The following is a 26,973-nucleotide window of genomic DNA, read 5'->3' on the forward strand; positions in this document are numbered from 1 at the left end:
TCAAGCTATCTCTCCAGAGATATCCGTGCTATACTCTGGGAAGTATCTCTGGAGAGATAGGTAGACTATGGAACCTATGACATTATTTCACGGTTCGCCTCAAATAGTGGCTCACCCCTTCTATGGCGGTGGCAGGTCCTATAACGACTATGGCCACGGATTCTATTGCACCGAGCATATTGAATTGGCGCGCGAGTGGGCCTGTTCAGAGGAAGGCTACGACGGCTATGCCAATGAGTATCGCTTCGACGGCCGTGGCTTTAAGGTTCTCGAGCTTTCCTCTCCGGAATATTCGACGCTTCATTGGCTGGCGTTGTTGCTGGAGCATCGCAAAATCGATCTGCGCACTCCGGTGGCTCAAGCGGGCAGCGAGTTTCTTCGTGCCCACTACCTGTTGGATGCGGAATCGTTCGACGTCATCGTGGGGCACCGCGCCGATGACAGCTACTTTACCTTTGCCCGCGCCTTTTTGCGCAACGATATTTCTTTGGAGCAGCTGACGCGCGCTCTGCGTCTTGGTGATTTAGGCCAGCAGATTGTGCTTAAAAGCCCGAGAGCATTCGAAGCCATCGAATTCGTTGAAGCCACGGTGGCTCCCAGTGCTGTTTACTACCCCAAGCGGAAAGAGCGCGACGAAAAGGCGCGAGCGCTCTATCGCGAGGAGGCTGCCCGGGAGGGCATTGATGGCATTTACCTGCGCGACCTTTTGCGAGATGAGGTGACCGATCTTGCGGGCCTATAGCGAAGACTATCTGTTCGATGCCATGGAAGTGCTGGGAGAGGCGTTCGATTGCGCGGCCAACCGTGCCGGCCTGAGACTCGGCCAGTTCTTCGAAATGTTCGTAGCGACGGGGGTCGCCGATGCGTTCGGTGCCGGCGCTCCGCGCTATGTGAGCGGTTCGTCGGGCATCGAGCTGGTGCTTGACGTATGCTATCGGGCCGGGTTAGATGTCGGCATTCCCCTCGCCGATATGACGGCCGATGGGGAAGGTCCCGACTATTGGTGCGGTTGGGTTCTAGCTTACTGGCAGTGGGAAACGGGGCGCCCTTTCCGGACCATAGGACGCGTGACGACCATGGAGGAAATTCGTGCGCTATACTGGCCACTTCACGAAGCAGCCGAGCAGAAATTCGTCGAAGTGATCGAAGAGCGTGTGGCCCGGCGGGGCGCTCCTCTGAAATCGTGGCGCGAGCAAAGGGGTCTTTCTCAAGTGGCGTTGGCGGAGAAATCGGGCGTCTCGTTGAGGGCGATTCAGCAGTATGAGCAGCGATGCAAGAACATCAATCACGGCCAGGGAGTATCGCTCTATCGGCTCGCCCAAACGCTGGGTTGCCGCATTGAGGATCTGCTCGAGTATCCGTTGTGACCGATGGCGTTGATGACTTGCATTGCGAAGGGAGCGCAGATGGGTCGGATGATTCGTTGCAGGCTCCGTAAATTCCCTGTTCGTGGGTGGGGCAACCGGTGGTTGTCGGGGATTTTTTGCTCGTTTCTGGTAAATTGACCACATAAGGTGCTAGTGCAACCAGGGTTGAAACCATAGGGTGAAAGGCGAGATGTGACGAACAAGACGCGAAAGGGAACCGTGATGAACGTCGAAATCGCCCAACGCCTTGCCGAGCTGCGCCGCGAGCGCGGCTTCTCCCAAGAGGGGCTGGCCGAGCAGCTGGGGCTGTCGCGCCAGGCCGTCTCCAAGTGGGAGCGGGCCGAGTCGGCACCCGATATGGGCAACCTCATTGCCCTGGCCGACTTGTACGAAGTGACCTTAGACGAGCTTTTGCGCGTGAGCCCCGAGGTGGCCGACGATGTGCGCTTTGAGTCCCAGGAGCGCGCCGAGTCGGTGGAAACCGAAGCCGCCGCCGCGGCTGAGGCGGCGCTGGCAGCTGCGGCGCGGGCCGAGGCGGCGGCCGCAACGGCAGCCGAGGCGCCTGAAGCGCCCAAGGTGGTCGTGGAGGTGAGCGCGCCGGGCCATCGGCCACCGAGTGCGGGCTATGGCCCGGGTGTGCTTCCCCACGGTTCGCCGGCATCGCCGCAGAGCCCGGGTGCCTGCCCTCCTGGCTCCTGCCCACCGGGTTCCATTCCGCCAGCGTCTTCGGTGCCCATTGCGCCGCCACCGACGCCCCAACCGAAAGATCCGCTGCAGTCGTTTCCCTACCCGCTTCTGTGCGCGGTCATCTTCCTGCTTGCCGGCTTCTGCTTCGGCTGGTGGCACCCGGCCTGGGTCATCTTTCTCACCATTCCCTTCTACTATTGGGTGGTGAACACCTTGGAGGCCGACCCGTCTTACCAAGCTTGGTTGGCCGAACGCCAGGATGTCGCGGCGAAAAGCGATTCCTCCTCCGAAGGGGGTGCCCGATGAGGCTGGAGCGGAGTACCTATGTGAAGATCGCGCTCATCGTGCTGCTTTGCCTGGGGGTTTGCGGGTTCTTCGGCGGCTGTCGCGGCATCGTTCCCGGAGGCGGCTCGCTGTTTGCGCCCGGTGGCTTGATGGGCTGTGTGGGCTGGAACGCCATGGGCGAGATCGCCGGATACGCGGGGGATGCGGTCGGCGAGATGGCCGACTATGCGGGCGATGCCGCGAGTGAGGTGGCGGATGCGACGCTGCACAGTGGCGTGCGGGGCGGCGTCGCAGCGACGAACGAGGGCAGCCATTTCGAAATCGATGCCAGCGAGGTAAACGCCATCGATCTGAACTGGCTCGCTGGGTCGGGCTCCGTACGCGTGGTGCCCGATAGCGAGACCGGCGGCGCAATTGTCGTGAACGAGACCATGCACGGCGGCCCGCAACCCGTTATGGCCTGCAGCACGAACGACGGCGTGCTTTCCATCGACTACATGGAGGGTAGCGGTGGCCTGTCGGGATGCTCGCTTGGCACGTGGGGCAGCAAGGACGTAGAGCTGCTTATCCCTGAATCGGCGGCGTCTCTCGAGCGGTTCGTTCTTGAGGCAGCCTCAGGCGAGTACGGCATCGACGGAGCGGATGCCGTGCTGTGCGGGAAGATGGAGCTCGATGTCGCCTCGGGTTCCGTCTCGGTTAGCCGTACGTCGGTGACCGACCTCGAGCTGAGCCTCGCAAGTGGTAACGTCGCTTACGAAGGATCCGTCGCCAAGACGCTGCGCATCGATCAGGCGTCAGGCGAGTTTCGCCTTGGGCAGTGCTCGCCTGCTCCAGAAACCATTGCGGGCTCCCTCGCTTCGGGTCATATCATCCTGGAGCTTCCCGCCGACACGGCACTGAAGGCCAACGTCAACAAGACCTCGGGCAACTTCACGAACGACTTTGCCGAGTCTGCGGGCGACTCCTCCCAACCCTGCGACCTTTCCTTCGACATTATAAGCGGCAACTTGGAGGTGCTCGGCGTCGAGTAAATGGTGTGCAACCCCATAGCCTTCAACAGAAAAGGGGCGACCTGATGGTCGCCCCTGCTGCGCGCAAATACCTCATGGGGTACTGCATTTGTGCGATGCGCTTATAGTCGGGCCTTTCTATCATCCATTGGCAGAGAAATTTGGAGGATGATAAAGAAAGGCGGTAGCATGGCTGACTTTGAAGCCATTGTCGTGGGGGCTGGGTGTGCCGGTTCTGTCGCTGCATACGAGTTGGCCCGATCGGGTAAGTCTGTGCTTCTTATCGAGCGCGGAAACTATGCAGGGGCGAAGAATATGACCGGAGGGCGCATCTATTCTCACTCTTTGGCGAAGGTGTTCCCGGATTTTGAGCAGGAAGCTCCCTTAGAACGCAAGATAACCCACGAGAAAATATCCTTGCTCGCGCCCGATGCCTGTTTTACCGTCGATTTCTCATCGGAAGCGATGCTTGCCCCGAATTCCGATTCATATTCGGTGCTGCGCGCGCCTTTCGACCAGTGGCTCGCGTCGAAGGCGGAGGAAGCGGGAGCGGAGGCCATCTACGGCATTGCTGTCGAGAGTCTTGTGAAAGATGAAACCGGCAAAGTGATAGGCGTGAAGGCGGGCGAGGACGAAATTACGGCTGATGTTGTTCTGCTTTGCGATGGAGTGAACTCTCTGCTTACCAAGCAGGCGGTTGGCGCCGCGCGGCCGCCCGCGAGTGGGATTGCTGTCGGCATCAAGCAGACCATCGAGCTGCCTCCCTCTGTTATCACTGATCGAGTGCTTTCGGGCTCAGATGAAGAGGGAGCAGCGTGGCTGTTCGCGGGAGATGCGACAAAGGGGACATTCGGAGGCGGTTTTGCCTATACGAACAAGTCGTCCATCTCCATTGGCTTGGTTGCAGGGATCGAAGCGACGATGAACCATGGTCGAGCGCCGGTTTACCAGATGCTCGAGGACTTCAAGCAGCATCCGGCGATCGCGCCTCTGATTGCCGGCGGCAAGGTGGTTGAGCACTCGGGGCATATGGTTCCTGAGGGTGGCTTGAGCATCATGCCCCCTCTTGTGGGAGATGGCGTGCTTCTCGCGGGGGAGAGCGCCATGATGTGCATCAATTTGGGATATCAGGTTCGCGGCATGGATTTCGCCATTGCAGCTGGCATGCACGCCGGCCGGGAGGCGGCGCGCGCGTTAAGCGCCGGAGATACTTCCGCGCAGGGGCTGCAGGGCTATACGGCGGCCCTCGAGAACTGCTTCGTCATGCAGGACTTGCGCCAGTTCTCGAAGGTGCCTTCTTTCATGGAAGGCTTCCATCGCATGTTCGATGGGTATCCGCAGGCGATTCGAGACATTATGAACACCATGTTCGTGGTTGATGGCGAGCCGGTTCGGCCTCTGAAGAAGAACCTGAAGCCGGTGCTGGGGCAAATCGGAGTTGTCAATATGGCCCGCGATGCGATGGGAGCGATGAAGGCATTATGAGTGTGCAGCAAATTACGGTGAACGTTGACGGCTATCTGGCGTTAAACAAATACGAGGTCGATGAGGCCAACGCTCATATCGAGCTTGTCGAGGATCCCTCTGACGAGGAATTCGACAAGCTTGTCATGGTGTGTCCGGCGGCCCTGTACAAGCGAGAGCCCGACGGAACGACAAGCTTCGATTATGCGGGTTGCCTCGAGTGCGGCACATGTCGCATCGCCTGTGGGGACACCATAATCGCTCGGTGGGAGAACCCTCAGCCCACCATGGGAGTGGAATACCGTTTCGGTTAAGTCTTTCTTTAGGGGAGAAAAGGGGCGACGTGAACATGCGGAACACCACTAAAGGTTGGCTGTGCGTTTCGGGAGGCATGATAAACCTCTCCCTCTCGTACTTTTCCTATACGCTCGTTATTCTGTTTCTCCCCCTGTTGGCGGAGCAGCTTGGCTGCTCGCTTGCGCAGGCGTCTCTGATTTTTACTACGTCAGCGATTGCCAGCATGGTAGCGAGTATGTTCTTGGGGCCTATTGTGGCGGACCACAACCCTAAAGGTGTGTATCTCTTCGGTGCCGCCGGTACGGCGGTAATGTTTCTGGCGATAGCTTACGCTCCTGCCCTTGAATGGGTGCTAGCTGCGTCCATTCTGTTTGGCGTGGCCAATAAGTGCAATGGTACGCTCTCGTACCAGGTGTTGGCTACGGAGTGGTTTCGGGTGGGCAGAGGTACCGTTGCCACGATGGCCACGGTAGTGTCGGGGCTCTCGAACACTCTTCTAAGTCCGGTTGCTGGAGCTGCGGTTATGCACTTGGGGCTGAGACAAGCTGCTTTGGCGGCGGCAATGCTGCTTCTCGTGCTGACGGCGGTTGTCACGATGCTTATGATTTGCCGGGGGCCGTCATATTACGGCATGGAGCCGATCGACTTCAATTTCGTCATGGGGAAAACGAGGAAAAGGGAGCGACTGCAGAGGGTTGCGGCGTCTTACGAATTCGCCATGCCCACTTCGCGTCTTCTGAGGATCCCGCTTGTGTGGGCGCTTCTCCTCTGCCCGATGCTGATGCTTATGGCCGAGCGATTCTTCTACACCAACGAAGCGGCGATTTATGCCAGCATGGGGTTTGATGTGGCCCAAGCGTCCATCATGCTTTCGGTGGTCTATATCGGGTCGATGATCGTGGTCCCGCTATTCGGCTTTCTCAGCGATCGCTTTGGGCCGAAGAGAATATTGCTGACCTATTGCCTCATCGGGGCCGTAAACATGTTCCTCTTTCCTCTTTGGTGCCAAACAGGATTTGTTGGAGGCGCGATTCTTGCCTTCTTCTACAACGTGGGCACGGTAGGCCTCTATTTCGGCTCGGTGGTCACTACGCCCTTGTTCGGTCTGGAGAAAAGCCCAGTGCTTATCGGGTGGACCCAGGTGGTCACCTCGGCGGGCTCTGCCATTTCTCCCCCGCTGGCCGCTGCCATGTATGAGTGGTCGGGCTCCTATGTGCTTCCTTTGGCCGTGGCCGGTCTGTGCTATCTGGCGGCATTCGCCATCGCGTTCTTCTGCTTGAGCAAGAAAAGCCAAGATTACTTGGAGAAACTCGACGAACCTTATAAAAGGGATGAACTATGCAGCGAACTGAAATAGTAAGGCAAGATGACAAGAACATCATAGACCCCTTTTTGCGCCATACGAAATCGGGGCCGACCGATGTTGCGATTATCGACGGCGCTGAAGTGCTGACATACCAAGAGCTGTGGCGCTTGTCGAAATACGTTGTCCATTCGTTATGGGACTTCGGTATACGGAAGGGCGATCGAGTTGCGTATTTCCTGCCTAATGGCGTTGACCTCATCGTGCTGTATCTGGCCATTCAGGCCATGGGCGCCGTTGCGGTGCCCGTCAATTATCGTTTTACATCCGAAGAGGTAGGCTGTTTGGTCAACGCTTCGGATGCTGAGGCTCTGATCTATGCGCCAGAACACCAAAGCGTCGCCATTGATGCCCGCAAGGGCTTCGATCATGCGGTGCAGATACTCAGCAGCCAGTTTATTCGCGATGCGTTATCTGACATGCGCCAGGGAGGTCAGTCGGATTCCGCCAAGGATTTCGAGGTGTTCCAAGAGGGCGGCCCATCCCGGATTCAATTTACCGGGGGCAGCACGGGAGCGCCCAAGGGCGCCGCTCGTACCCATGCAGCGGATCTCGTCGAGATCCGCGATATCTTAGAGACCATAGGGCTTGAGGATGTCGAGCATCCCGTTGCTCTTGTTCAGGCGCCAATGGAGCATCATGGGGGGCACAGCTGGCTGCTTTCCTGTCTGAGTGCTGGCGCTGCCGTGGTGGTCGCCTCCAAGTTCGATGCCGAGGAGATACTCGGCAAAATCGAGCGATACGCCGTGACCCATATCATCTTGCTGCCCCCCAGCGTATACTGTCGTCTCTCACGCGAGGCCGCGCCCGGCGCTCGCGACCTGTCTTCGGTGCGTATTGTGCAGAGCGCCGCCGGCGCCATGATCCCCTCCATAGTGGAGGGGATATTCCAGCTGTTTCCTGCCTGCGAGATCAACTATGGTTGGGGACAAAGCGAGAGCGGCGTCGGCACTTCGATGCGATTGTCGAGGGAGGAATACGCTTCAGGCACGCCAAAAATCCATTCGGTGGGAGTGCCGATGAGATCTTTAGAAATGATGTTGCTCGATGAGAAGGGGGGAGCCTCCGATTGCGGCGAGGCCGTGGTGCGAACGCCGGCCATGATGGAGGGGTATTACGAACGGCCGGACCTTACGAGGGAAGTACTGCAAGACGGCTGGTTGAGGACAGGCGATGTCTTTGCCCGCGACGAACAGGGCCTGTACTACTTTAAGGCTCGGGTGAAGGACGTGATAAAAACAGGAGGAGAGAACGTCTACGCAAGCGAGGTGCAGGCGGTTATCCTGAGCCACCCCGAAGTGCAGGACTGCGTCGTGAAAGGTGTTCCTGATCTGGTATGGGGGGAGGCAGTGGCCGCCATCGTGCAACCGATGAAGGGAAGCGCTCTGTCGCCGAAAGCGATACAGGACTTTTGCAAAAGACACTTGGCGAGCTACAAAAAGCCGCAGAAGATAGGCCTGGTAGACGATCTGGGGAGAGACGAGTCGGGGAAAGTGGGCGCCGATCGGATGAACGAGCTTTTCTCTTTGGCGGAAAGCTGAGCACGCCTAGCGCGGTAGGATTCCACGTTCGCGGGCGTTCTCTACGGCCTCAACCCGCGAATGCGCATCCAATTTCTGAAGGGTGTTTCGGATGTGCGTTCTCACCGTGTGAACGGAAATATACAGCTGCTGGCTGATGGTCTCCGTGGTACTGCCACGCGCGATCATTTCGAGTATTTCGACTTCTCGTTCGCTGAGAACCGGCAACGCTTCGTCAGTGTCGGCTTTGGAGCGCTTGGGCCGGCACTCAAGGGCATGAATGAGGGATTGGGCGTAGGCGGGGTGCACGTCTTGGGCGACGGCAAGCTCGAGAAGCGGTTTGAGGATGTCGCCCGCAGCGATCACGCTCCGTACAATCTGCTCCTTTTCGGCCAGGGCGAGACTATACTCGATAGACCGGAGTGCCTGCTCGCGCTGTCCCAGCTTGAAATATATGCAGCCGAGAAGCGCCCGTGCGCTTAGGCACCATATCGCAGCACTGTTGGCATCGAAGAGCACCAAGCTGCGCTCCAGCTGCCGCTTCGCCATGTTCATGATGTCTTGACGGTTTGCGTCTTCAAGGGCGAATGCCAGCAGTGTTCGTTGGGCTATTATGAAGCTCATAAAGCTTGTGGTTCCCTGGAACGGGGTTTCGACGATCGATCCTTGCGGGTAGAGAACCTTTGCAGCTTCCGAGTGGTCTCCCTGCTCCAGAAGCACCTTTGCTTTTACCCCCTGGATGTAGGCGCTCCAGTTGCGCTCCGGGCGAGGTGCGGCATATTGCTCGGCCTCGTTGAGAAGCATGAGCGACGTGTCGATGTCGCTGCGCGCCGCTGCAACTTCGGCCAAACCGATATAGGCGAATGGCAAGTACTTGCCCTTTTGCGCGTTCGGAGACGGATAGAGCGCGGTGTTGAAATGGACTTCCGCCTCGTTCAGGTGGTTTCGTTCAAAGGCTATGAATCCGAGAATTGCCCGGGCGAGTCGCCGCTCGGCGTCAAGGGCATTGCTTTGCAGCTCCAGAAGGGCCAGACTGCGCTCCTCTGCCTCGATGAGCGAGCCTTGCAGGAGTAGGACCTCGATGTGCTGGGTCTCTGCAATGGCGGCGTGGCGATTGTCGTGGGCCTTGACGAATTCCGACCGTGCCTCGGCGGCACATTGGGCGGAAGAGCCGGCATCCCCGTTAAGGTAAAACCCAAAACTCTGAGACAAGAGGGCCGATCCTCTGAACCAATTGAGGTCGGTCGGAAGATTGTCGAGAGCATGCTTGCCCTCGTCTATAGCCAGGTCGGCTGATCCGCGATAGCGATAGACCAAGCTTCGTATGGCATGGGCTCTGCCAAGGGCCGGTTTGTCATCGCGGGCGAGAAAGGCCTGCTCGGCAAGGCGCAGCGGACGCTCTATATGGTCGAGGTCCTTAGAATAATAGCTTGAGAATGCCGCCGAAAGGCAGAGATCCGGCTCCTGTGCCAAGACCGAATCCGGCCAACTGAGGAATTCTCGATACCAGGTGAGGCGAGTCTTTTGAGGGCTGATGGACGGAGCGCTCTCAAGAGCATGGGAGTGGTAGCGATCGAGCAGAAGCCATCCGGCCGTCGTGTCTCCCGAGGCCATATGGTACTCAGCTGCCAAGAGGAGTTCTCCGCGCTTTTGATACCACGCGGCCGCTTTTTGCCAAAGGTCCTTCTCGTGGGCGAGGTCGCTGGTGCGACTGAACTGATCTCTGAGGAAAGCACGCAGGAGTTTTGGGTAGGCGAAGGTTGTGCCCTGGTCATCCACGGGGGAGATCAGCCCACGATCCTTAAGCCAAACGATGTATTCGCCAGAATCATCAGTAGAGCGTACGGTGTCGCACAGGGGGGGGAAATTCGTTCAGAATGCACGTATCGAGCATAAAGGTGCGAATGCGTGAGGGCAAGGTATCGTAGATGGCGTCATTGAGCCATTCTGTGATGCGGCGATCGCGGGCGCCGATGTTGGAGACGAAGTCGTCGCGATCTTCCGGATCGATGCGTTTTATTTGCAGAAGGGCCAGATGGAGCGCCGCTGGCCATCCGCCCGTGAGATCCATGAGGCGCTCCACGGATGTCTCTTTGAGATCAATCAGATTCTCCCGGAGGAGGAGGCGCAAGTCTCCTCGCGTGAAAGCAAGGTCTAGGGCTGAAATCTCGAAAAGCTGGCTATGGGCTCGAAAAGAAGACAAGGGGAACGGAGGCATAGATTCGCTCGAAATAATAAGGTGCAATGAAGGGGGAGCCCATCGAATGAGGGCAATAACAGCCTCATGCACCTCGGGATTGGATACGAGATGATAGTCGTTGAGTATGAGGACGTGGTCTCCAGTTATATGGGAGACCTGCTCAAGCGTCCAGGCCAGGTCAAGCGACGAAGCGCCTGGGGGAGGGTCTGATTGATAATCCTGCTTCGACAGCATAGCCAAAAGAGACGAGGCAAGCTTCTGGTAGAACATGGCCACTTCGTTGTCGGACTCGTCGACTTGGAGCCACGAGACGTGCTTGTCGGTATGGTTGGCCCAGCTTGTCAGCAGCGTTCCCTTTCCCCACCCCGACGATGCGACGCAGAGCGTGAGAGGGTATTTCGTTCCTTCGTTTAGCAGGCTTAGCAGTCTGTGACGCGGCACGATGCTTTTTGACTCAAGGGATGTTGGAGGACAACCTCCTATGTTGATAACACTCAAAGTGCTCTCCTCGCGCGACGGTGCAAGCCACCAGCTTGGTTAGTGATGATATCACGAGAACCTAGGGGAGTAGCGCAAATACCTCAAGCGATACCTCATTTGTGCGGTGACCCGACGATCGTCCATTCCTATGATCGAACAGCGAGTTGAATTCGCTCGGCAGCGCATCTGCCGAAGTATCGAGGGCTTTGATCGAAGGGGCGGATATGGCTAAGTCGGAGGAAATACCCGATTTTGGTCTCCTTCACGGTGTGAAGGTGCTTAGCACGGGCACGGTGGCGGCCGAGCCCTATGCCGCCACGCTGATGGCCGAGCACGGGGCCGATGTCGTCCAGGTTGAGAATGCGCGCAGCCCTGAGGGGATGCGGAAAAACGTCGCTTTGGAATGGGCGCAGGATGCACGGTGCAAGCGCACCATTGCTCTTGACATCCCATCGAAAGAGGGGCGGGGTGTCTTCCTTGATCTCATCCAATGGGCAGATATCTGGCTGGAGTCCTCCAAGGGGGGAACCTATAAGAAATGGGGATTCGACGACGAGTTTCTTTTGGAGCTCAACCCTGATCTCGTTATTGTGCATGTCTCGGGCTATGGGGAGATGGGAGAGCCCGACTACGTGCGTCGCCCGAGTTATGACCCGATAGCCCAGGCCTTCAGCGGGTTTATGTACATCAATAGTCCTAGAGGTACGAAGCCCATGGCGGTTTTCCCGGGCATCGGCGATTTCATTACGGCGCTTTTTGCGCTCTGGTCATCGCTGGCGGCTCTCCTGCGCGCCCGCGAGACCGGTGAGGGGGATGTTATCGACTTGTCCCAGTACGAGGCGATCTTGCGCGTTTCGGCTCAGTATCCGGCCGAGTATTTCACCAAGGGCAATCAGCTGGTCAGAAATCCGGATATTGACGGAGATGTGGGCGGTCTCGGGGTCTATGAGTGTAGGGACGGCCGGTATGTGTACGTCGCCCTGAATCCCTCTGCCTTGAAAAGCGACGGGCTTGCGCTTTTGGGATTGACGGGAGATCCCGATTTTGATCGGCAGGACGCAATCGTTGCTGGGACGGCCCGGGATGAGAAGTCGAAAAGAGCGATCGAGGACTACTGTTTGTCCCATACGGCAAGCGAGGTCGATCGTGACTTCAACAAGGTCAATATCGGCTGCTGCAAGATCATGGACTACTCGGAACTGGGAGACAATCCGCACTGCCTGAAGCGGGAAAGCATCGTCGAATGGTTCGATGACGCTTCGGGACAGATGGTGCGGGGAGTGGGCATTGTGCCCCGAGTGGAGCGAAGGCCCGGCCACGTTTGGCGCGGCGCCCCCCGCTTGGGCCAGGACAACGAGGATATCTTGGAGGAGTTGGGCTACTCCTCTGCGGATATAGAAAAGCTATACGCCGAGGGCGTCATTGTGCGCGACTAGCAGGTTGCATGCGAGGCGCCCCCCAGGGCGTCGTTCTACCGCAAAGCTAGTGCCCGTTTTCGGAAGGAGATGCTAAACGCGCAATTGTTCATAGATGTATTGAAAGGAGGAAGCATGATTGAGATTCCCGAAAGTGTGGAGACATGGGAAGAAACCGAGAAGACCATCGGGGAGACCCTGCCTGTGATTTACGGGGCAGACGCGGCGACCCTTGGATGGATTCGCCAATGGAATGAGGTGATCGAAGCTGATTGTCCTCTCTATTATGACGAAGAGTTGGCGCAGCGGCTGGGATACAAGACCATCCCGGCACCTGCCGGCATGGCCATGGCGGTGGGTACGGCCTCATGGTGGGAGCCCGGGGTGGAAGAGGGTCGCGTCGGGCCGCTGTATCCCCTCGCAATGCCCATGCTCGTTCCCACTCCTCGGCACTCGCTTGGCTTTGCGACAGACACCGAAGTAGAGTTTCTGCGTCCCCTCTATCCGGGGGACACTCTTCGCCAAGTCGGGCGGTTGGTGAGCGTGACCCGAAAGCGTCTTAAGGTTGGCGACGGCGCTTTCTTCACTGTGGAAATTGAGTTTATCAACCAGAACGATGAGACTGTCGCCATTCAGCGTGTTACGACCTGGTCGGGCAATCCTGTTGAGGAGGGTGAGTAGTTATGGCGAAGTGGGACGAGCAGCTGACTTTTGAGGAGGTCAAGGTGGGGGATGAGCTTCCCGAACTGGCCCTTCCTCTCACAGTGCAGCGTCTTGTGATGGAGGCCGCAGCGAATCGCGACTTTGTGCCGTTGCATCATGATGATGCCGCGGCTCAGAGGACGGGAGCGCCGGCCATGTTCGCCAACACGTGGTACTACATGGCTCTCAGCGAGAGGCATTTGCGCGAGTGGGTTGGACTTGAAGGCGAGATTCTCAAGATCGGGCCGTTCCGCATGGGCAAATTCGCTTGTCCGGGCGTTGACTTGCATTGCGGTGCGCGCGTTGTGGAGAAAAGGGAGGAAAACGGAAAGAACGTCGTCGAGCTTGATATTTGGCAAGACGACGGCACCGATAAAAACATGTGGGGCAAAGCGTTGGTCGCCTTGCCTGCAAAGCAATCGTAATCAGGGGAAAGGTACGATTCAACTATGTCGAATACAGTAAAAGGGTGGCTTTGCGCCATAGCGGGCATGGTGACCATGGGCGTGTCCCATCTGTGTTACTCGATCATCATCATCTTGATGGCATCGATGGTTGCCGCCGTCGGGTGCTCTGCGGCAGAAGGTGCGCTCATCTTCAGCATTACGGCCATCGGCTCTCTGGTGGCATCGCTTTTCATTGGGTCTCTGCTCAAGGTGCTCAAGACGAAGTACGTCTATGTCATTGGCGGAATTCTCCAGGGCGCGCTGCTGGTGACCATGGGGTATTCCACCAATCTCATGCTCGTCTACGTCATGGCATTTTTGTTTGGCATCGGCAACAAGTTCTGCGGTGCGATGACTCATCAGATTAACGTTACCAACTGGTTTGCCTCTGGGCGCGGGACCATCTCCTCTATGGGAACTTTGGTATCGGGCCTGATTAACGCGATTATGGCCACGGTTACCGGCGTGCTTAGCTCGATGTTCGGGTACCAGACTTACTCGCTGATCGCCGGATTCGTTCTCGCAGGCATTATTGTGGTGCTGGGTCTGCTGTTCGTGTGCGATGCTCCCGAGAAATATGGCATGCAGCAAATTGTGCTGAAGGAGAAGGAGGGCAAAAAGACCCGGACGATTGGGGCGGATTCGAAGGTGTACGAGACGGCTATGCCCATCTCGAAGCTGCTGCGCCAGCCGCTTCTGTGGGCCGTGCTGGTGTGCCCCTTCCTCATGCAGTTCGCCTGCACCATCTATTACAGCAACCAGTCGCTCGTGCTGGGTTCTATGGGCCTGGACGTTGTGCAGATCTCCTATTGCGTGTCGATAGTGAGTATTTCTCAGATGATTCTGGTGCCGTTGTTCGGCGTGCTGTCCGATGTTATCAGCGCTCGCAAGACGCTCATTATCTATTGCGTTGTGGGCGCGGCCAACATGTTCCTCTTCAGTTTGACGTCGCAGATGGGTCTTATCGGCGGCATGATCATTGCCTTCTTCTATAACGCGGGCATGGTCAACCTGTACTTCGGCGCTGTTGTGGCTACGCCTCTGTTCGGCGTGAACAAGTCCGCCACCATCACCGGTTGGTGCAATGCCTCTGTGTCCGTGGCGGCCATGATCGCTCCGGTGTTTGCGGCGGGGCTGTACGGGGCAACGGGCTCTTTCGTTTTGCCGCTGGCCATTGCTGGCTGCTGCTTCACGGTGGTCGTCATTCTTGCCGCCATCGGTATGAGCAGCAAAGCGCGCAAGCATTTGGAGGCAGCCGATAAGCCCTACAAAGAGGCTGAGGCGATTGCAGAGGCGGTTGCTGCTTAGAAGCATTGGCCTATCCGTTCAATTAAAGGAGAGAAAATGGCAAAAGCAAATGATGTACCTCAGTTCGGCCTGCTCAATGGTCTCAAGGTTCTCAGCTGTGGGCAAGTGACCGCAGAGCCCCACGCGACGTCTCTGATGGCGGAGCACGGAGCGGATGTCATTCATGTCGAGAACTGCAAGTCACCCGAGATGACGCGTGGCTTTGCAATCTCATTCGCTCAGGAGAACCGCAATAAGCGAAATCTCGCTATGAACGTTCCCGAGTCAAAGGATGTGTTCGACAAATTGCTTCAGTGGGCTGACGTGTGGATCGAGTCCTCGAAGCCCGGCATGTATGACAAGTGGGGCTACACCGACGAACATGTGCTCGAGCTGAACCCGAAGTTGGTGGTTGTTCACGTTTCCGGTTACGGTCATTTCGGTGATCCGGATTACGTGCCGCGTCCCAGCATGGACGTGATCGGTCAGGCGTTTTCGGGCCTTATGGCGTTGAACGGCGAGAAAGAGCCGTCGGCTCCTCTGGTGAGCAAGCCCGGCATCTGCGACTATCTTACAGGTCTCTATGCGATGTGGGCGGCGCTCATGGGCGTCTACCATGCCCAGAAGACGGGCGAGGGCGATGTGATCGACGTCTCGCAATACGAGTCCTGCCTGAGAGTGCAGGGCTATGGGCCCCTTATGTACACAACGACGGGCGAGCAGTTGAAGCGCACGGGCAACAAAGAGGCCACCTACGCCGGCATCGATGTATTCGAGTGCAAGGACGGCAACTACTGCGTCGTTCAGGTGTCCGGTCGTCCGGCGGCAAAAGCCATTGCCGCGTTGCTCGGCCTTGACGACGAGGAGCACTTCATTGAGGGTCGTCCGACGTTGAATGGTACGCCGCAAGGAGATCGCCTCGATGGGGCTATCAAGGCGTTCTGCCTTGAGCGCACGCCTGATGAGGTTGAGACGCAGCTGAAGGCTATCGGCGTCGCATGCGCGCCCATCAACAACTACGAGATGCTCATGAGCAATCCCCATGTGATCGCGCGCAACGACTTTGTCGAGTGGTACGACGAGGCGAGCGAGCAGACACTGAAGGGCGTGGCCGTGCTGCCCCCCGTGAAGAACAATCCTGGCCAGATTTGGCGTGGCGCTCCGAAACTGGGTCAAGACAATGAGGACATTCTGGAAGAGCTCGGATACTCGAACGAAGAGATCGAGGCAATGTATGCCGAGGGAAAGATTGGAAAGGCGGAATAATTACATGGATTTTTCGTTCACTGAAGAGCAGGAGCTGTTGGCCGAGAACTTGGTGGAGTTCATGGATCGAGAGTATCCTGAAAGCCTTATTAAGGAATGCGATGAGCAGAAGATATTCCCTGTAGAGGCGAATAAGAAGTTCTATGAGGCGGGATTCGGAGCCATCGGCGTTCCGGAGGAGCTGGGCGGCGTTCCTGCAGATATGGTGACGATGTGTCTGGTCACTTCCATTGTGTATCGCTACTCCTGGGCCGGATGCACCTATAGCCCCCTGTCTATCATGAATGCCGCCGATAAGGCGAGTCCGGAAATTCGCACGGAGATGCTCGAGGGTCTTATGAGCGGCGAGAAGCGTCACTCTTTCGGCAATACAGAGCCGGGAGCCGGTTCGGATGCCGCCGGCATCAAGACGTCCTACAAGAAGGTCGACGGAGGTTATGTCATCAACGGGCATAAGATCTACAACACTTATGCCAGCTGTTCCGATTACAACATCATCACCGCAAAGGATCCCGAGATTGATGATCCTTACAAGGCGGTTACGCTGTTTGCGATTCCCAACCCGACGCCGGGCATGACTATTGTGGATTTGCCGACCATCGGGCAATGGCTTGAGCCTACTTGCGAGACGTTCCTGGAGGATTGCTTCATTCCCGATAAGTATCTGTATGGCAAGGAGCATGGCGGCTGGGTCCAGCTTATGAAGCACTTCGAGGCAGAGCGCCTTCTTTGCGCGGCCATGTACCTCGGTCAGGCCGAGACGGCGTTCGCCGATCTTTGCGCCTACGCCAATTCACGCATTCAGTTCGGTCAGCCTATTGGCAAGTTCCAGCTCATTCAGGAAAAGGTGTGCCGCGACAAGATCATTCTTGAGAGCATGCGCAATATGGTGTTCCGTACTGCTTGGGAGTACGACCAGGGCAAGTCTATCCGCATCGATGCGAATATTTGCAAGCTGCTCTGCACTGAAGGCAATTGGCAGATTTGCGACGATGGCATCCAGATCCTTGGCGGTCTGGGCTATTGCACCGACCATCGTATGCAGCGTTTGTGGCGCGATGCCCGTGTCGGCCGCATCGGTGCCGGTTCGAGCGAGATTCTCACGAAGACCATCGCCAAGGACGTGCTTCGCGAGGCTGGCCAATATGGCGGCGGCACGCGCGCGTTGGGTATCTAGGAGGGCACATGCGTATTGTAGTTGCAGTTAAGATTCTGCCGGATAGCAAAGATCTTCGTGCTGGCAATGACGGTGCTCTTGATTTCAGCCATGCTCGCAATGTCGTGTCTGAGTATGATCTGAATGCCATTGAGGCCGCGGCTCAGCTTGCTGCCTCCCAAGAAGGATCGACGGTAAAGGTTCTTTCGGTGGGCCCGGCGTCTATTGACGAGTCGAAGGTAAAGAAGAACATTCTATCTCGTGGCGTTGACGAGCTCTACTTTGCCACGAACGACGCTCTGGAGCATGCGGATGCGCGAGCGACTGCGCAGGCGCTTTCGCTGGCCCTGCAAGACGTTGGTGGCTGGGATGTTGTGATCTGCGGCGATGGATCCGATGATTTCTACGCAAAGCAGGTCGATGCGCAGCTTGCTGCGACCCTTAACGTCCCCTGCGTGAATGGCGCGACTCTTTTGCAGGCAGGAGACGGCTGTATCGTGGTCGAGCGCGTGCTCGAGGATGTGGTGGAGACGGTGGAGGTGCCTCTGCCCGCCGTCATCTCGGTGCAGCCATCGGTTGCCGTTCCTCGGACTCCGTCCATGAAGGACATTCTAGCAGCAGGAAAGAAGCCGATGCACGTAGCGCCGTTGGACGTGGCTTCCGAAGAGACGGTCGAGTGGGTTGAGTGCAAAGTGCCTGAGCCGACGCCGCGCAAGAAGCAGATCTGCCACGTCAGCGACGAGGGCGCCATTGCGAGTTTTGCTGCCAGCCTCAAAGCCGCGCTCTAGAAAGGGGAGAAACGTTGAAAGTGTTAGTTTTAGCTGAGCGTCCGGGTGCGGCAGAAGAGCTTTGCGCCGGTGCGAGGGCCATGGGTGCCGATGAGGTTGCCCTGGTGGCTTTCGGCGACATGGAGATGCCGCCCTCATGCGCTGATCTTATCTATCGCGTGACGGTTCCGGAGGGGCTTTCGCTCGATAACGCCACGGCGACGGTCAATGCGATCTTCGATCATGTACGGCCGGATGTGGTGCTGGTAGAGCCTACGCGTCATATGCGCATTCTTGCTGGCGCCCTTGCGTTCCACGGCGGCACCAGCGCTATTGCCGACGTGATGGAGCTTGACGGCGATGTGGCCTCCAGCATGTATTATGGAGGAGCCGCTATCCTAAAGCGAAAGCCCGGCAAGACCGCCATCTATCTGATGCAGCCAGGTGCTTTCGGCGATAGCGTTGCAGCATCGGGCGCCAATCAGGAAGAACCTTTTGCGTGGGTTGATCCGGGTGCCACAGTTAAGGTGCTATCGAGCGAGCCCATCGAGAAGAGCGGGGTCGACTTGCAGAAGGCCGATGTCGTCGTTGCCGCCGGAAGAGGTTTTGGACTCGAGTCCGATCTTGATATGGCCCGAGCGCTCTGTGACAAGCTGGAGGCTGGTTTGGGCTGCACGCGTCCTTTGGCCGAGGATATGAAGTGGCTGCCGCGGGAGACGTACATCGGTGTCTCTGGGCTCATGCTTGCTCCTAAGGTGTATGTTGCAGCAGGGCTTTCGGGCCAGATGCAGCATATGGTCGGTTGCGATCGAGCCGGAACCATCTTTGCTATAAATAAGGATGCCGATGCTGCCGTATTCGATCAGTGCGACTATGGCATTGTTGGTGACATTCAGACGGTTCTTCCTTTGCTGGTGAACGAGCTTTAGAAAGAACGGTAGACGTCGAAATGGGGAAGTGCCCCTGGTTTATGCCGGGGCACTTCTTCGGTTTTGGGCCGCTTTCTCTGGTATAGAGGTTCGCAATGTCGAGCAACCGGGTGTTCGCCTGTCAACGAAAAGGGGCAGCCTTGAGGCTGCCCCTGGAGTAAGGGAATCGTGGATCCCTGTCGTTGGCTGCTCAGGTGCGGGCGAGCGTGCCTCCGCTGTGGCTTAGCGCTGGCCGAACAGGTCGTCCAGGTTCAGGCCGTTGCCGTAGCCATCGCCGTAGCCGTACCCGTTGCCGCCGTCCTGGCCGTAGCCGTCGCCGTAGCCCCAGCCGTAACCGTAGTCGTTACCGTCGCCGTAGCCCCAGTCAAAGTCCTGACCCTGCTCGGGCATCTGCTGCTCCTGCTGGGCCTTCTGCTCGGCAGCCGCTTTCTGGCTGGCGGCGTCGTCGCCCAGGGTGACGGAAATCTCCTGCTCCTGGCCGTTGCGGTTCACCGTCAGCTTCACGGTGTCGCCGGGGTTCTTGCCGCGCACGGCCAGCATGAGGTCGGAGGCACCTTCCACCGACTCGCCGTCCAGGGCCGTGATGATGTCGCCCTCCTGGAGGCCGGCCGCCTCGGCGCCGGAGCCCTGGGAGACGGCGGCCACGTAGGCGCCGGACTCGGCCGCGAGGCCGTAGCTGGCAGCCGCCTGGTCGTTCACCGTGGACAGGCTCACGCCGAGCTGGGCGTGGGTCGGGGTCTCGCCGGCGATGATCTGCTGGGCGAGGTTCACCGCGTAGTTCACGGGGATGGCGAACCCGACGCCGGAGTAGTTGCCCGAATACGAGGTGATCAGCGTGTTGATACCGATGAGCTTGCCCTCGTCATCCACGAGCGCGCCACCGGAGTTGCCAGGGTTGATGGCCGCGTCGGTCTGGATCATGTTCGGATAGATAGTGGTCTCGCCGCTGCCGCCGGACTGCATCGACTCGCTCGCGTCCATGATCTGCGAGCGGCTCGTGGCGGACACGATGCCCGTGGCCACCGACTGCTCGAGCCCGAAGGGAGCGCCCAGGGTCATGACCCACTCGCCGACGGTCAGGTTGTCCGAATCGCCGATCTCCATGGGGGTGAGGCCGCTGGCGTCCTTGGCCTTCAACACCGCCACGTCGGAGGAGGGGTCGGTGCCCACCAGCTCGGCGTCGTAGGTGTTGCCGGCGATGGTCACCTTGTAGGCGCTGCCGCCGTCGACCACGTGGTTGTTGGTGATGAGGTAGCCGTCCTCGGTCATCACGACGCCCGAGCCGGTACCCAAGCCCTGGAGCTGGCCGCCCGCATCGGCGTAAGTCTCCACGTATACCACGGACGGCAGGCACTTGGCGGCCACGGCCTCAGCCAGGGTCGCGTCATCGTTGGTGTTGATGACAGTCTGGGTAGCGGAAGGGGTGCCCGTGGCCTCGGCGGTGGCGGGGTCGATGATGGCGCCCTGCACGCCGAACGCGAGCATGCAGGCGAGCGCGGCGCCGGCGAATCCGGTGAGGAAGGAGCGGCGGCCGAACTTCGGCTTGGCGGCGGCGGTGTTCTCGACGCTGGCGGCCACAGAGCCGTCGATGTCGAACTCGTAGGTCTGGTTCGCGGCGGAGTCGACGGCGTTGTCACGGAAGGAATGCTTGCCGAAGGGGTTCGGGGTGGTGTTCAAGTTGGTCATTGGTGATCTCCTTCTGAAAGGGGGTCGGTCATGTGCTGGGGTGCACACTATCACGGCCCAGCACGTCCCAATGACCTCGGCAACCCCTAATCACGACCGGCCCACGCAGATACACCAACGGGAGTAGTCCCCGCGGATTATGGGGAAGCCTCGAATGCACAAAACAGGGTACTTCTCGTAGGATTTTGTGCCGGGAGGGCTTGAACCGTTTGGCGTGAACAGGGAAAACTTTTCGCATTTGTCGCCAATAGCTACGAGAAATGGCTCATTTTGCACATTTCGGATCGATGGTGCTTTTAGGCGCTCTTCTTCCAGTGTGATGCGCCCGATGCGGGCGGCCGGGTCATGACCGCGCTCGTAGAGCCGCAGGTTCTGGTTGCGCGTGGTGTCGCGCCAAGGCTTTAGACGGCTTGGCGGTGCGCGTCGGCTGGTGCACCAAGCGGCGCGCCCCTCCGCCGGCTTCTAATACTTCTCAACGAGATCGATGAGTTCCTGCTTGGAATGCAGGCAGGTCTTCTCCAAAATGCGGCGGGTGTGGGTGCGGATGGTGGATTCCGAGACGAAGAGCGCTTCGGCGATGACCTTTGCGGAGCGGCCGCGGGCGAGGTAGGGGAGCACCTCGGCCTCGCGACGAGTGAGGCCGTAGTCGTCGGCGAGGAGCGCGAAGACGACCTCTTCGCTGTTAATAGCTTCGGCCCCATCGATCTCGGCGGTCGCAGAAGTGCTGATGGACTCCGCAACGGGAGAGGTGCTGGCAGGGTCGGCAGCTGCTTTGTCGGTTGCCTTGACGGCTGTTGGGGCAGCTAAGACCGACGATGGATCTGAGACGCTCGAATGCGGATTCGCGTTGCCGTCGCCGGTCGCCTCGCCAATCGCCATTCTCCCTTCTGCCTCCTCGCCCGGAACCGAGCGTTTGGCGTTGTGCCAGAGAAACCATAGCAGGATGACGAGCAGATACACCGCTCCGATGCACACGCCCACTACAGCGTAGCCAGCCACTTCGGGGAGGAGCATGATCAGATACCCGATGCCGATGCCCACGAGCCGTGCGAGAATGGACAGCGCCCTCACCAGGCCCCCTATAACGAAGCCCGATACGGCGTAATCGTAGGCAGCTGTGGCTACCAGGTACCAGATGACCACGTCGAAGACCCCATGTACGGCGCTCATGATTGCGTTCAGCACCACGGGGTGAACATTCCAGAAAAACGGCAGCGCCGCGAACAGCACGATGGCGATGGGGATAAGCAGTTGGTAGACAAGCGACAGGTTTACTCGCCGCTGCAAGGCAACCGTGAAGGCCAAAAGAAGCACTGCAACGACGAAATTCAGCACCAGGGGCAGTTCATGGGCCGTGCTCGCGGAGTTCACGCTGAGCACGGCGGTCTCCCACATAAAGCCGAACAGGCAGGAGAAAACGAGGGCGGCGATGATGAGCGGCACGAGGGTGGTGAGAGCCGCCAGGTAGCGCTGAGACTCGGTTCGGTGGGGCGCGAGGAGGACCGACGGCTGGCTGCTCTCGGTACGGCAGCGCTTCAGGCAGAGAACCGAGGCTATTGGCAGGGGAGCCATGAGCGCAAGGGGCGGAAAGGGAGTGAGGGCCGCGAGGGAGTCGACGGCGAGAAAGATGATGGTGGTGAGCAAGAACGACGCCGGGGCATACAGGGCCGTGCGCGAGGGATGCACGCGTCCGAGCACGTCCGCCCAGCTCCCCCATAGGTAGCCGAAGCCGACGCCGCATAGCGTCGAGCCGATCACGAGCGATGCGGAAAGCGCTGGGCCGGCAAACCATATGCCGGCGCCGCCGATAGCCGCGATGCCGACAAGGATGCATCCGCAGAAGGGCCACGGCGAGAGTTTCGCCAGATTTTCCGGCGCCCGCTCTACAAGGGCCGACACGCCTAAGAGCACGGTCATGTTTGCCAAAAACGATACGACGACGATCAACGTATTGTACTGGGGCGTGTCCGCCGCGCCGGTGAGCAGGATGGAGCTGCGGAAGGTGAGCATGCTGCAGGCCCAGAAAAACGCGAGGCCGAGATAGCACAGGTGCAGAAAGCGGGGAAGCGGCTCGATAGCGGCCGATGGTGCATCGCGGACTGCTGTCACGGCCCTGCTCCTCCTTCTCCATTGCCAGTGTGAACTGGGCGTTTCCCTGTCGCGTCCTCTATTATGACTGACTTGCGTCTCGATAAATCATCAGAAACTGATGATATGGCGCATAGCCGACGATTCTAGCATGGAGCGCCAACGGAAGGAGGTGCGAAATGCAAGAGACAAGAGGCGGGGCTGCGCGTGCGACCACGCAAACATCGGAGAGAGAGGTCGTGCGCGATGCCGCACAGGCGAACGTCTGCGCCAAGGCAGCCTACCTGAGCACCATTGGAGCTCTGTTCTCGCGATGGGGCGATGACTATGAAGCGGCGTACGAGGCGGCCCGTGCGACAGCGGCCGATTTAGCGATAGCGCCCGCGACGCCGGTGGGCGCCGTGCGCTGCCGACTCGAGAACGAGGTGCTCACCTTGGGCGCTCCCGCGGCAGCGGTGCCCGTCGAATCGCTTTATAAGCCTTGGGCCGATGGACGGGAGCGCCGCAGAGGGGTCTCGGCTGAGTTTGGTGCGGCCCGGCATCTGCTCCTCGGTGACAGCGCCCAGCACATGCGGGCCCTTTATCGCGCTCTCGAACTTGAGGTGCCGATGGAGTTTTGCGCCATGCCCGACCATGTGACGCTCATGACCGAGGTGGTGGCCCTGTGCGTCGATGCGGGAAACCATGAGGCTGCTCTTGCGCTGTTGTCCGAGCATTTCGACTGGCTGGACGCTTACGAGCAAACCTTGCTCGCCCATGCGGCCGCGCTCTCGTCGGCGCCCCCCTCGGCTCGTACCGACGAGCTGGCTCGCGCTCTGGCCCATGGGCGCGAGCTGGCGGTAGCTCTCGCGGCGGCCGTCCGAGACCTATCCGTGTCCCTTCGGTAAAAACCGAGGACTTCCCCAGACAAGGAGAAAGCAGATATGCAAGAGAAGGAGGCTTTAATGCACTGCAATCCCACCAGGCGAACCTTCCTGAAGGGTACCGCCGCCACCGCTGCGCTGGCTGCTGTGGGCACTTGCTCGGTGGCCGCGTGGCGGGCCGAGCAGGCCGAGGCCGCCGCCACGGGCGCGGTCAAGATTCAGGGCGCATCGCTGTGCAACGGCTGCTCCAGCAAGTGCGGCCTGATCGCCACCGCTCTCGACGGGCGGTTGTGGACCGTCGAGGGCATGAAGGAGCACCCCTATTCCAAGGGAACGCTCTGCGGTCGCGGTCACGGCGCGGCTCAGTGGGCCTATTCCGACGGCCGGCTGACTCAGCCTATGAAGCGCGCCGCCGACGGCAGCTTCGCCCCTATCAGCTGGGATGACGCTCTGTCCGAAATTGGCGCGAAGGTGCAGGAGATCATCGCCGAGGCCGGCCCCGAGGCGCTGGCCATCATCCAAGATCCGCGCCCCTCGGGCAAGTACTACAGCAAGCGCTTCATGAACGCGCTCGGCTCACCCAACGTGTATACCCATGCCGCTGCCTGCAATCTGTCGAAAGAGAGCGGTATTCAGGAAGCCACGGGAGCCCAGAACTTCTCGGTGGACTTCCCCAACACCAAAATGGTGGTGTTCATCGGCCGCAGCTATGGCGATGGCATCCGTCCCTCCTCGGTGAAGAGCTTGGCCGGAGCGGCCGAGGGCGGGGCGCGGGTGGTCATCGTGGATCCGCGCCTGAACAACACCGGCGTCTTTGCTACTGACTGGGTGCCTATCAGGCCCGGCGCTGATATCGCGTTCCTGCTCGGCATCGCGAACGTGCTGGTGACGCGCGACCTGTACGATCACGCGTTCGTTGAGCAGTCCGCCGTGGGCTTCCCGGAGTTCGCTGCTCAAGTGACCGAGTACACGCCGGAATGGGCCGAGGGCATCTGCGATGTGCCGGCCGATACCATCGTGGAAATCGCCGAGTCGCTGGCCGCCGCCGCACCGGCCTGCGCTATCGAGCCTTCCTGGCGGGCAGCGTTCGGCTGCGCCTATCAAAACTCCTTCGAGACGGCTCGCGCGGTGTGCGCCGTGAATGCGCTTCTTGGCTGCTGGGGGCAGAAGGGCGGAGCGCTCATCACCTCTTCGCCCAAGGTGGGCGACGTGGATCCGGTGAAGTTCCCCGAGGTGCCCAAGCCGGCCGCCAAGCGTTTGGGCGACGCCGAGTACCCGCTGGCGCTCTCGGGCACCGGCACCAACCTGGCCGTGCTGAACGGCTGCGCCGACGGCGTCATCCAAGGCGTGTTCTTCTACAACTCCAACGCCGTGCAGGGGTATGCGCAGCCGGCAAAGTGGCGCGAGGCGCTTTCCCAGGCAAAGCTTGTGGTGACTATTGACGTGCAAATGAGCGAGACCGCTTTGGCGTCGGACTACGTGCTGCCCGAGTGCACAGTGCTGGAGCGCCTGGAGCTGCCCGAGTTCATCGGCGGCAAGAAACACTATGTGGCTCTGCGCACTCCCATCATCGAGCGCATCCATCCCGAAACGCGCCCTTGCGACGAGATCTTCACCGCCCTAGCCGAGGCATGCGGCGTGGGACAGTACTTCCCCTTCACGGTGGAAGAGCTGGCCGACGCGCAGCTGGCCAGCGTGGGCACCTCGCTCGATGCGGTGCGTGAGGCGGGTATCGTGGAATTGGCTGACCCCGGCTTCGCATTCGGCACGCCGACGTTCAAGACTCCGACGGAGAAGTTCCAGTTCGCCTCGGCGAAGGTGGCGGAAGCGGGCTTGAACCCGGTTATCGGCTACGTGCCGCGTCTGGTGGAGCCGGCCGAGGGCGAGTTCTTCCTCATCGGCGGCAAGCAGGGTATCCACTCCCACACCATGACGCTGAATCTGGAGGCGCTGAACGCCATCTCCCGGGAATATCAGCTTGAGCGACTCTGGATGGCTGCCTCCGATGCCGCTGATCTGGGCATTGCCGACGGCGATACGGTGGAGCTTTCCTCCAGCGAGTGCTCGGGCCAGGTAGCTGTGAAGGTGACCGAGCGCTTGAAGCCCGGTGTGCTGTTTCTGCCCACCCATTACGGCGGCACATCGCCCTATCTCACTCGGGCCCAGGGCTTTGGTCTCAACATGATGGATTTCGTTCCGCTGCATTTGGAACCTGGCGTAGGCTCCACCATGAGCCAGGAGGTAGCGGTGAAGGTTAGGAAGGTGGAAGGCTGATGGCCCGTTACGGAATGCTCATCAACACGAAGAAGTGCGTTGGCTGCTACGCCTGCCGCGTGGCCTGTCAGATGGTGAACGGGCTCGAGTCCGATGAGGCGTTCATCAAATTCGACGAGATGGAGCAGGGGGTCTACCCCAACGTGTATGCGGAAGTGGTGCCGGTGCAGTGCATGCACTGCGAGGACGCTCCCTGCGAGGCGGTGTGTCCCACCCATGCCACCTATACGACCGACTCGGGCGTGGTGCTGGTAGACGAGGAACGGTGCATCGGCTGCAAGTACTGCATGGCCGCCTGCCCCTACGGCGCCCGCATCCAGATTAAGAAGACCGGCGTTATCGAGAAATGCCGCTTCTGCTGGTACGAGGGCGAGCCGGGCAACCCGCCGCGTTGCGTGGGCACCTGCATCTCCGGCGCTCGCCTGTTTGGCGACCTGGACGATCCGCAGAGCGAGATCTGCCAGGAAATCGCTCGCACCAATGCCCAGCCGCTGGCGGGCGACCTGACCACCGCGAAAATCTACTACGTGAGGTGATGATCAATGGTTTGGGGATCTATGATCGCTTGGTACCTGTTTTTGGCGGGCGCATCGGCCGGCGCCTTCCTCACTTCAGCCTTTGTGGAGGCGAAGTATCCCGACAGCGTGAAGATGCGCGTCGCGGGCCGCATTATCTCGCCCATCTTTCTGGGCATCGGTCTGCTCATGCTCATGTTGGACGCCGAGGCCGGGCTGCACAACCCGCTGCGGTTCTTCTATCTTATTATGAACCCGGGCTCGGTGATGACGCTGGGCGTGTACTTCATCTGCGTGTTCATGCCGGTGTCCATTGCCGCGGCGCTGCTTGAGGTGCTGCGTCGCCCGGTGCCGAAGTGGCTCACCTGGACAGGTATCGTATCCGCGTTCTGCGTGGCGGCCTACACCGGCTTTCTACTGGGGGTCGTGAGCGCCTACCCGCTGTGGAACAACGCCATTTTGCCGGTGCTGTTCGTGGTGTCGGCTCTGTCGGCGGGTCTGGCGGCTACGAGCTTGGTGGGCCTTATCACCGATCGTGAGCGCTTCGAGCAGATGTGGCTCATCAAGAAGAGCCACGTGATTCTGTCGGCTATCGAGATGGTGGTGCTTGCAACCATGCTCATCATCGTGAGCTCGGGCAGTCCCGAGGGCGCCGCATCGGTTGCCTCGCTCGTGTCGGGCCAGTACGCGCCAATGTTCTGGGGCGGTCTGGTGCTGCTTGGCCTGGTGGCGCCGTTTGCCATCGAGGGCTACCCGGTGTTTGTCACGCGAAAGGTGGAGACCTCCACCACCTCTATGGTAGTGAGCGTCATCGGCGAGGGCGGTGTCCTTGTGGGTGGTTTCATGCTGCGTCTGCTGGTCATTCTGGCGGCTCTACCGGTGCTGTACCTGTAGCGAGATGGCGGC

The 26,973-nt window shown here is 59.4% G+C and carries 24 protein-coding genes and 1 pseudogene; 20 read left to right on the forward strand and 5 right to left on the reverse strand.

The genetic code is table 11. From position 1 onward, the window contains the following. Nucleotides 1-67: 67 nt before the first annotated feature. The 8 genes from ACYVRU_RS05235 to ACYVRU_RS05270 all read left to right on the forward strand — a co-directional run bounded on the left by ACYVRU_RS05235 (nt 68) and on the right by ACYVRU_RS05270 (nt 8,014). Nucleotides 68-742 (forward strand): DUF3990 domain-containing protein, encoded by a 675-nt coding sequence (locus ACYVRU_RS05235; protein ID WP_114548215.1) that lies wholly within the window; start codon nt 68-70, stop codon nt 740-742. Next, complete coding sequence (locus ACYVRU_RS05240) at nt 729-1,367, forward strand: helix-turn-helix domain-containing protein (RefSeq protein WP_114538663.1); 639 nt, start codon at nt 729-731, stop codon at nt 1,365-1,367. The genes ACYVRU_RS05235 and ACYVRU_RS05240 overlap by 14 nt, the downstream gene beginning before the upstream one ends. A 192-nt stretch (nt 1,368-1,559) precedes the next feature. Further along, a complete protein-coding gene (locus ACYVRU_RS05245) occupies nt 1,560-2,360 on the forward strand; it encodes a helix-turn-helix domain-containing protein (protein ID WP_417303628.1) in 801 nt (266 codons plus the stop codon). Beyond that, nucleotides 2,357-3,370: a DUF4097 family beta strand repeat-containing protein gene (locus ACYVRU_RS05250; RefSeq protein WP_114538665.1), complete on the forward strand. Its 1,014-nt coding sequence runs from the start codon at nt 2,357-2,359 to the stop codon at nt 3,368-3,370. Before ACYVRU_RS05245 ends, ACYVRU_RS05250 begins: the two co-directional genes overlap by 4 nt. 168 nt (nt 3,371-3,538) lie before the next feature. Beyond that, on the forward strand, nt 3,539-4,834 hold the full coding sequence (locus ACYVRU_RS05255; RefSeq protein ID WP_114538666.1) for an FAD-dependent oxidoreductase: 1,296 nt from the start codon (nt 3,539-3,541) through the stop codon (nt 4,832-4,834). After that, a complete protein-coding gene (locus ACYVRU_RS05260; RefSeq protein WP_114538832.1) occupies nt 4,831-5,127 on the forward strand; it encodes a ferredoxin family protein in 297 nt (98 codons plus the stop codon). The genes ACYVRU_RS05255 and ACYVRU_RS05260 overlap by 4 nt, the downstream gene beginning before the upstream one ends. A 35-nt stretch (nt 5,128-5,162) precedes the next feature. Continuing rightward, entirely contained in the window at nt 5,163-6,467 is a 1,305-nt protein-coding gene (locus ACYVRU_RS05265; RefSeq protein WP_227069950.1) for an MFS transporter, read from the forward strand. Then, entirely contained in the window at nt 6,449-8,014 is a 1,566-nt protein-coding gene (locus ACYVRU_RS05270) for a class I adenylate-forming enzyme family protein (RefSeq protein WP_417190722.1), read from the forward strand. Before ACYVRU_RS05265 ends, ACYVRU_RS05270 begins: the two co-directional genes overlap by 19 nt. A 6-nt stretch (nt 8,015-8,020) precedes the next feature. Here the strand turns inward: ACYVRU_RS05270 and ACYVRU_RS05275 are convergent, their stop codons facing one another. The 3 genes and pseudogenes from ACYVRU_RS05275 to ACYVRU_RS05285 form a co-directional block, all read right to left on the reverse strand. Further along, nucleotides 8,021-8,182 (reverse strand): response regulator transcription factor, encoded by a 162-nt coding sequence (locus ACYVRU_RS05275; protein WP_371317473.1) that lies wholly within the window; start codon nt 8,180-8,182, stop codon nt 8,021-8,023. 147 nt (nt 8,183-8,329) lie between these two features. Next, nucleotides 8,330-9,607: pseudogene (locus ACYVRU_RS05280) on the reverse strand (tetratricopeptide repeat protein); the annotation flags it as partial. A gap of 217 nt (nt 9,608-9,824) precedes the next feature. Further along, entirely contained in the window at nt 9,825-10,463 is a 639-nt protein-coding gene (locus ACYVRU_RS05285; RefSeq protein WP_461185783.1) for a hypothetical protein, read from the reverse strand. Between the two features lie 434 nt (nt 10,464-10,897). Between ACYVRU_RS05285 and ACYVRU_RS05290 the strand changes: the two genes are divergently transcribed. The 8 genes from ACYVRU_RS05290 (at nt 10,898) to ACYVRU_RS05325 (ending at nt 18,641) form a co-directional block, all read left to right on the forward strand. Next, nucleotides 10,898-12,109 (forward strand): CaiB/BaiF CoA transferase family protein, encoded by a 1,212-nt coding sequence (locus ACYVRU_RS05290; protein ID WP_114538670.1) that lies wholly within the window; start codon nt 10,898-10,900, stop codon nt 12,107-12,109. Between the two features lie 114 nt (nt 12,110-12,223). Further along, nucleotides 12,224-12,769 carry a MaoC family dehydratase gene (locus ACYVRU_RS05295; RefSeq protein ID WP_181815484.1) on the forward strand — a complete coding sequence of 182 codons (546 nt, stop codon included), beginning with the start codon at nt 12,224-12,226 and terminating at the stop codon, nt 12,767-12,769. A 2-nt stretch (nt 12,770-12,771) separates the two neighbouring features. After that, nucleotides 12,772-13,215, forward strand: a complete 444-nt coding sequence (locus ACYVRU_RS05300) for a hotdog family protein (RefSeq protein ID WP_114538672.1) — start codon at nt 12,772-12,774, stop codon at nt 13,213-13,215. A 24-nt stretch (nt 13,216-13,239) separates the two neighbouring features. Next, nucleotides 13,240-14,544 carry an MFS transporter gene (locus ACYVRU_RS05305; protein WP_114538673.1) on the forward strand — a complete coding sequence of 435 codons (1,305 nt, stop codon included), beginning with the start codon at nt 13,240-13,242 and terminating at the stop codon, nt 14,542-14,544. Nucleotides 14,545-14,580: 36 nt separating this feature from the next. Next, nucleotides 14,581-15,789, forward strand: a complete 1,209-nt coding sequence (locus ACYVRU_RS05310) for a CaiB/BaiF CoA transferase family protein (RefSeq protein ID WP_114538674.1) — start codon at nt 14,581-14,583, stop codon at nt 15,787-15,789. A gap of 4 nt (nt 15,790-15,793) precedes the next feature. Further along, complete coding sequence (locus ACYVRU_RS05315; RefSeq protein WP_173111560.1) at nt 15,794-16,966, forward strand: acyl-CoA dehydrogenase family protein; 1,173 nt, start codon at nt 15,794-15,796, stop codon at nt 16,964-16,966. 8 nt (nt 16,967-16,974) lie between these two features. Then, nucleotides 16,975-17,733: an adenine nucleotide alpha hydrolase family protein gene (locus tag ACYVRU_RS05320; RefSeq protein ID WP_114538676.1), complete on the forward strand. Its 759-nt coding sequence runs from the start codon at nt 16,975-16,977 to the stop codon at nt 17,731-17,733. 14 nt (nt 17,734-17,747) lie between these two features. Beyond that, nucleotides 17,748-18,641, forward strand: a complete 894-nt coding sequence (locus tag ACYVRU_RS05325; protein ID WP_114538677.1) for an electron transfer flavoprotein subunit alpha/FixB family protein — start codon at nt 17,748-17,750, stop codon at nt 18,639-18,641. Nucleotides 18,642-18,863: 222 nt separating this feature from the next. On the opposite strand, the gene ACYVRU_RS05330 is transcribed toward ACYVRU_RS05325, so the two are convergent. Next, on the reverse strand, nt 18,864-20,327 hold the full coding sequence (locus ACYVRU_RS05330) for a S1C family serine protease (RefSeq protein WP_181815483.1): 1,464 nt from the start codon (nt 20,325-20,327) through the stop codon (nt 18,864-18,866). Between the two features lie 462 nt (nt 20,328-20,789). After that, entirely contained in the window at nt 20,790-22,436 is a 1,647-nt protein-coding gene (locus ACYVRU_RS05335; RefSeq protein WP_227069861.1) for a helix-turn-helix domain-containing protein, read from the reverse strand. A gap of 158 nt (nt 22,437-22,594) precedes the next feature. Here ACYVRU_RS05335 and ACYVRU_RS05340 point away from each other — a divergent pair, with 158 nt between their 5' ends. From ACYVRU_RS05340 to nrfD, 4 genes are read left to right on the forward strand one after another with little or no spacing between them, the layout of a single operon-like run. After that, nucleotides 22,595-23,302 (forward strand): molecular chaperone TorD family protein, encoded by a 708-nt coding sequence (locus ACYVRU_RS05340; protein ID WP_114538678.1) that lies wholly within the window; start codon nt 22,595-22,597, stop codon nt 23,300-23,302. A gap of 57 nt (nt 23,303-23,359) precedes the next feature. After that, the gene (locus ACYVRU_RS05345; protein WP_114538834.1) at nt 23,360-25,552 is read left to right on the forward strand and encodes a molybdopterin-containing oxidoreductase family protein; all 2,193 of its coding nucleotides are present in this window, start codon (nt 23,360-23,362) and stop codon (nt 25,550-25,552) included. Further along, nucleotides 25,552-26,088: a 4Fe-4S dicluster domain-containing protein gene (locus ACYVRU_RS05350; protein ID WP_022738487.1), complete on the forward strand. Its 537-nt coding sequence runs from the start codon at nt 25,552-25,554 to the stop codon at nt 26,086-26,088. The genes ACYVRU_RS05345 and ACYVRU_RS05350 overlap by 1 nt, the downstream gene beginning before the upstream one ends. A gap of 6 nt (nt 26,089-26,094) precedes the next feature. After that, nucleotides 26,095-26,961 (forward strand): NrfD/PsrC family molybdoenzyme membrane anchor subunit, encoded by an 867-nt coding sequence (nrfD, locus tag ACYVRU_RS05355; RefSeq protein ID WP_022738490.1) that lies wholly within the window; start codon nt 26,095-26,097, stop codon nt 26,959-26,961. Nucleotides 26,962-26,973: the final 12 nt, after the last annotated feature.

This window comes from Adlercreutzia sp. CNCM I-6216, assembly GCF_977113345.1.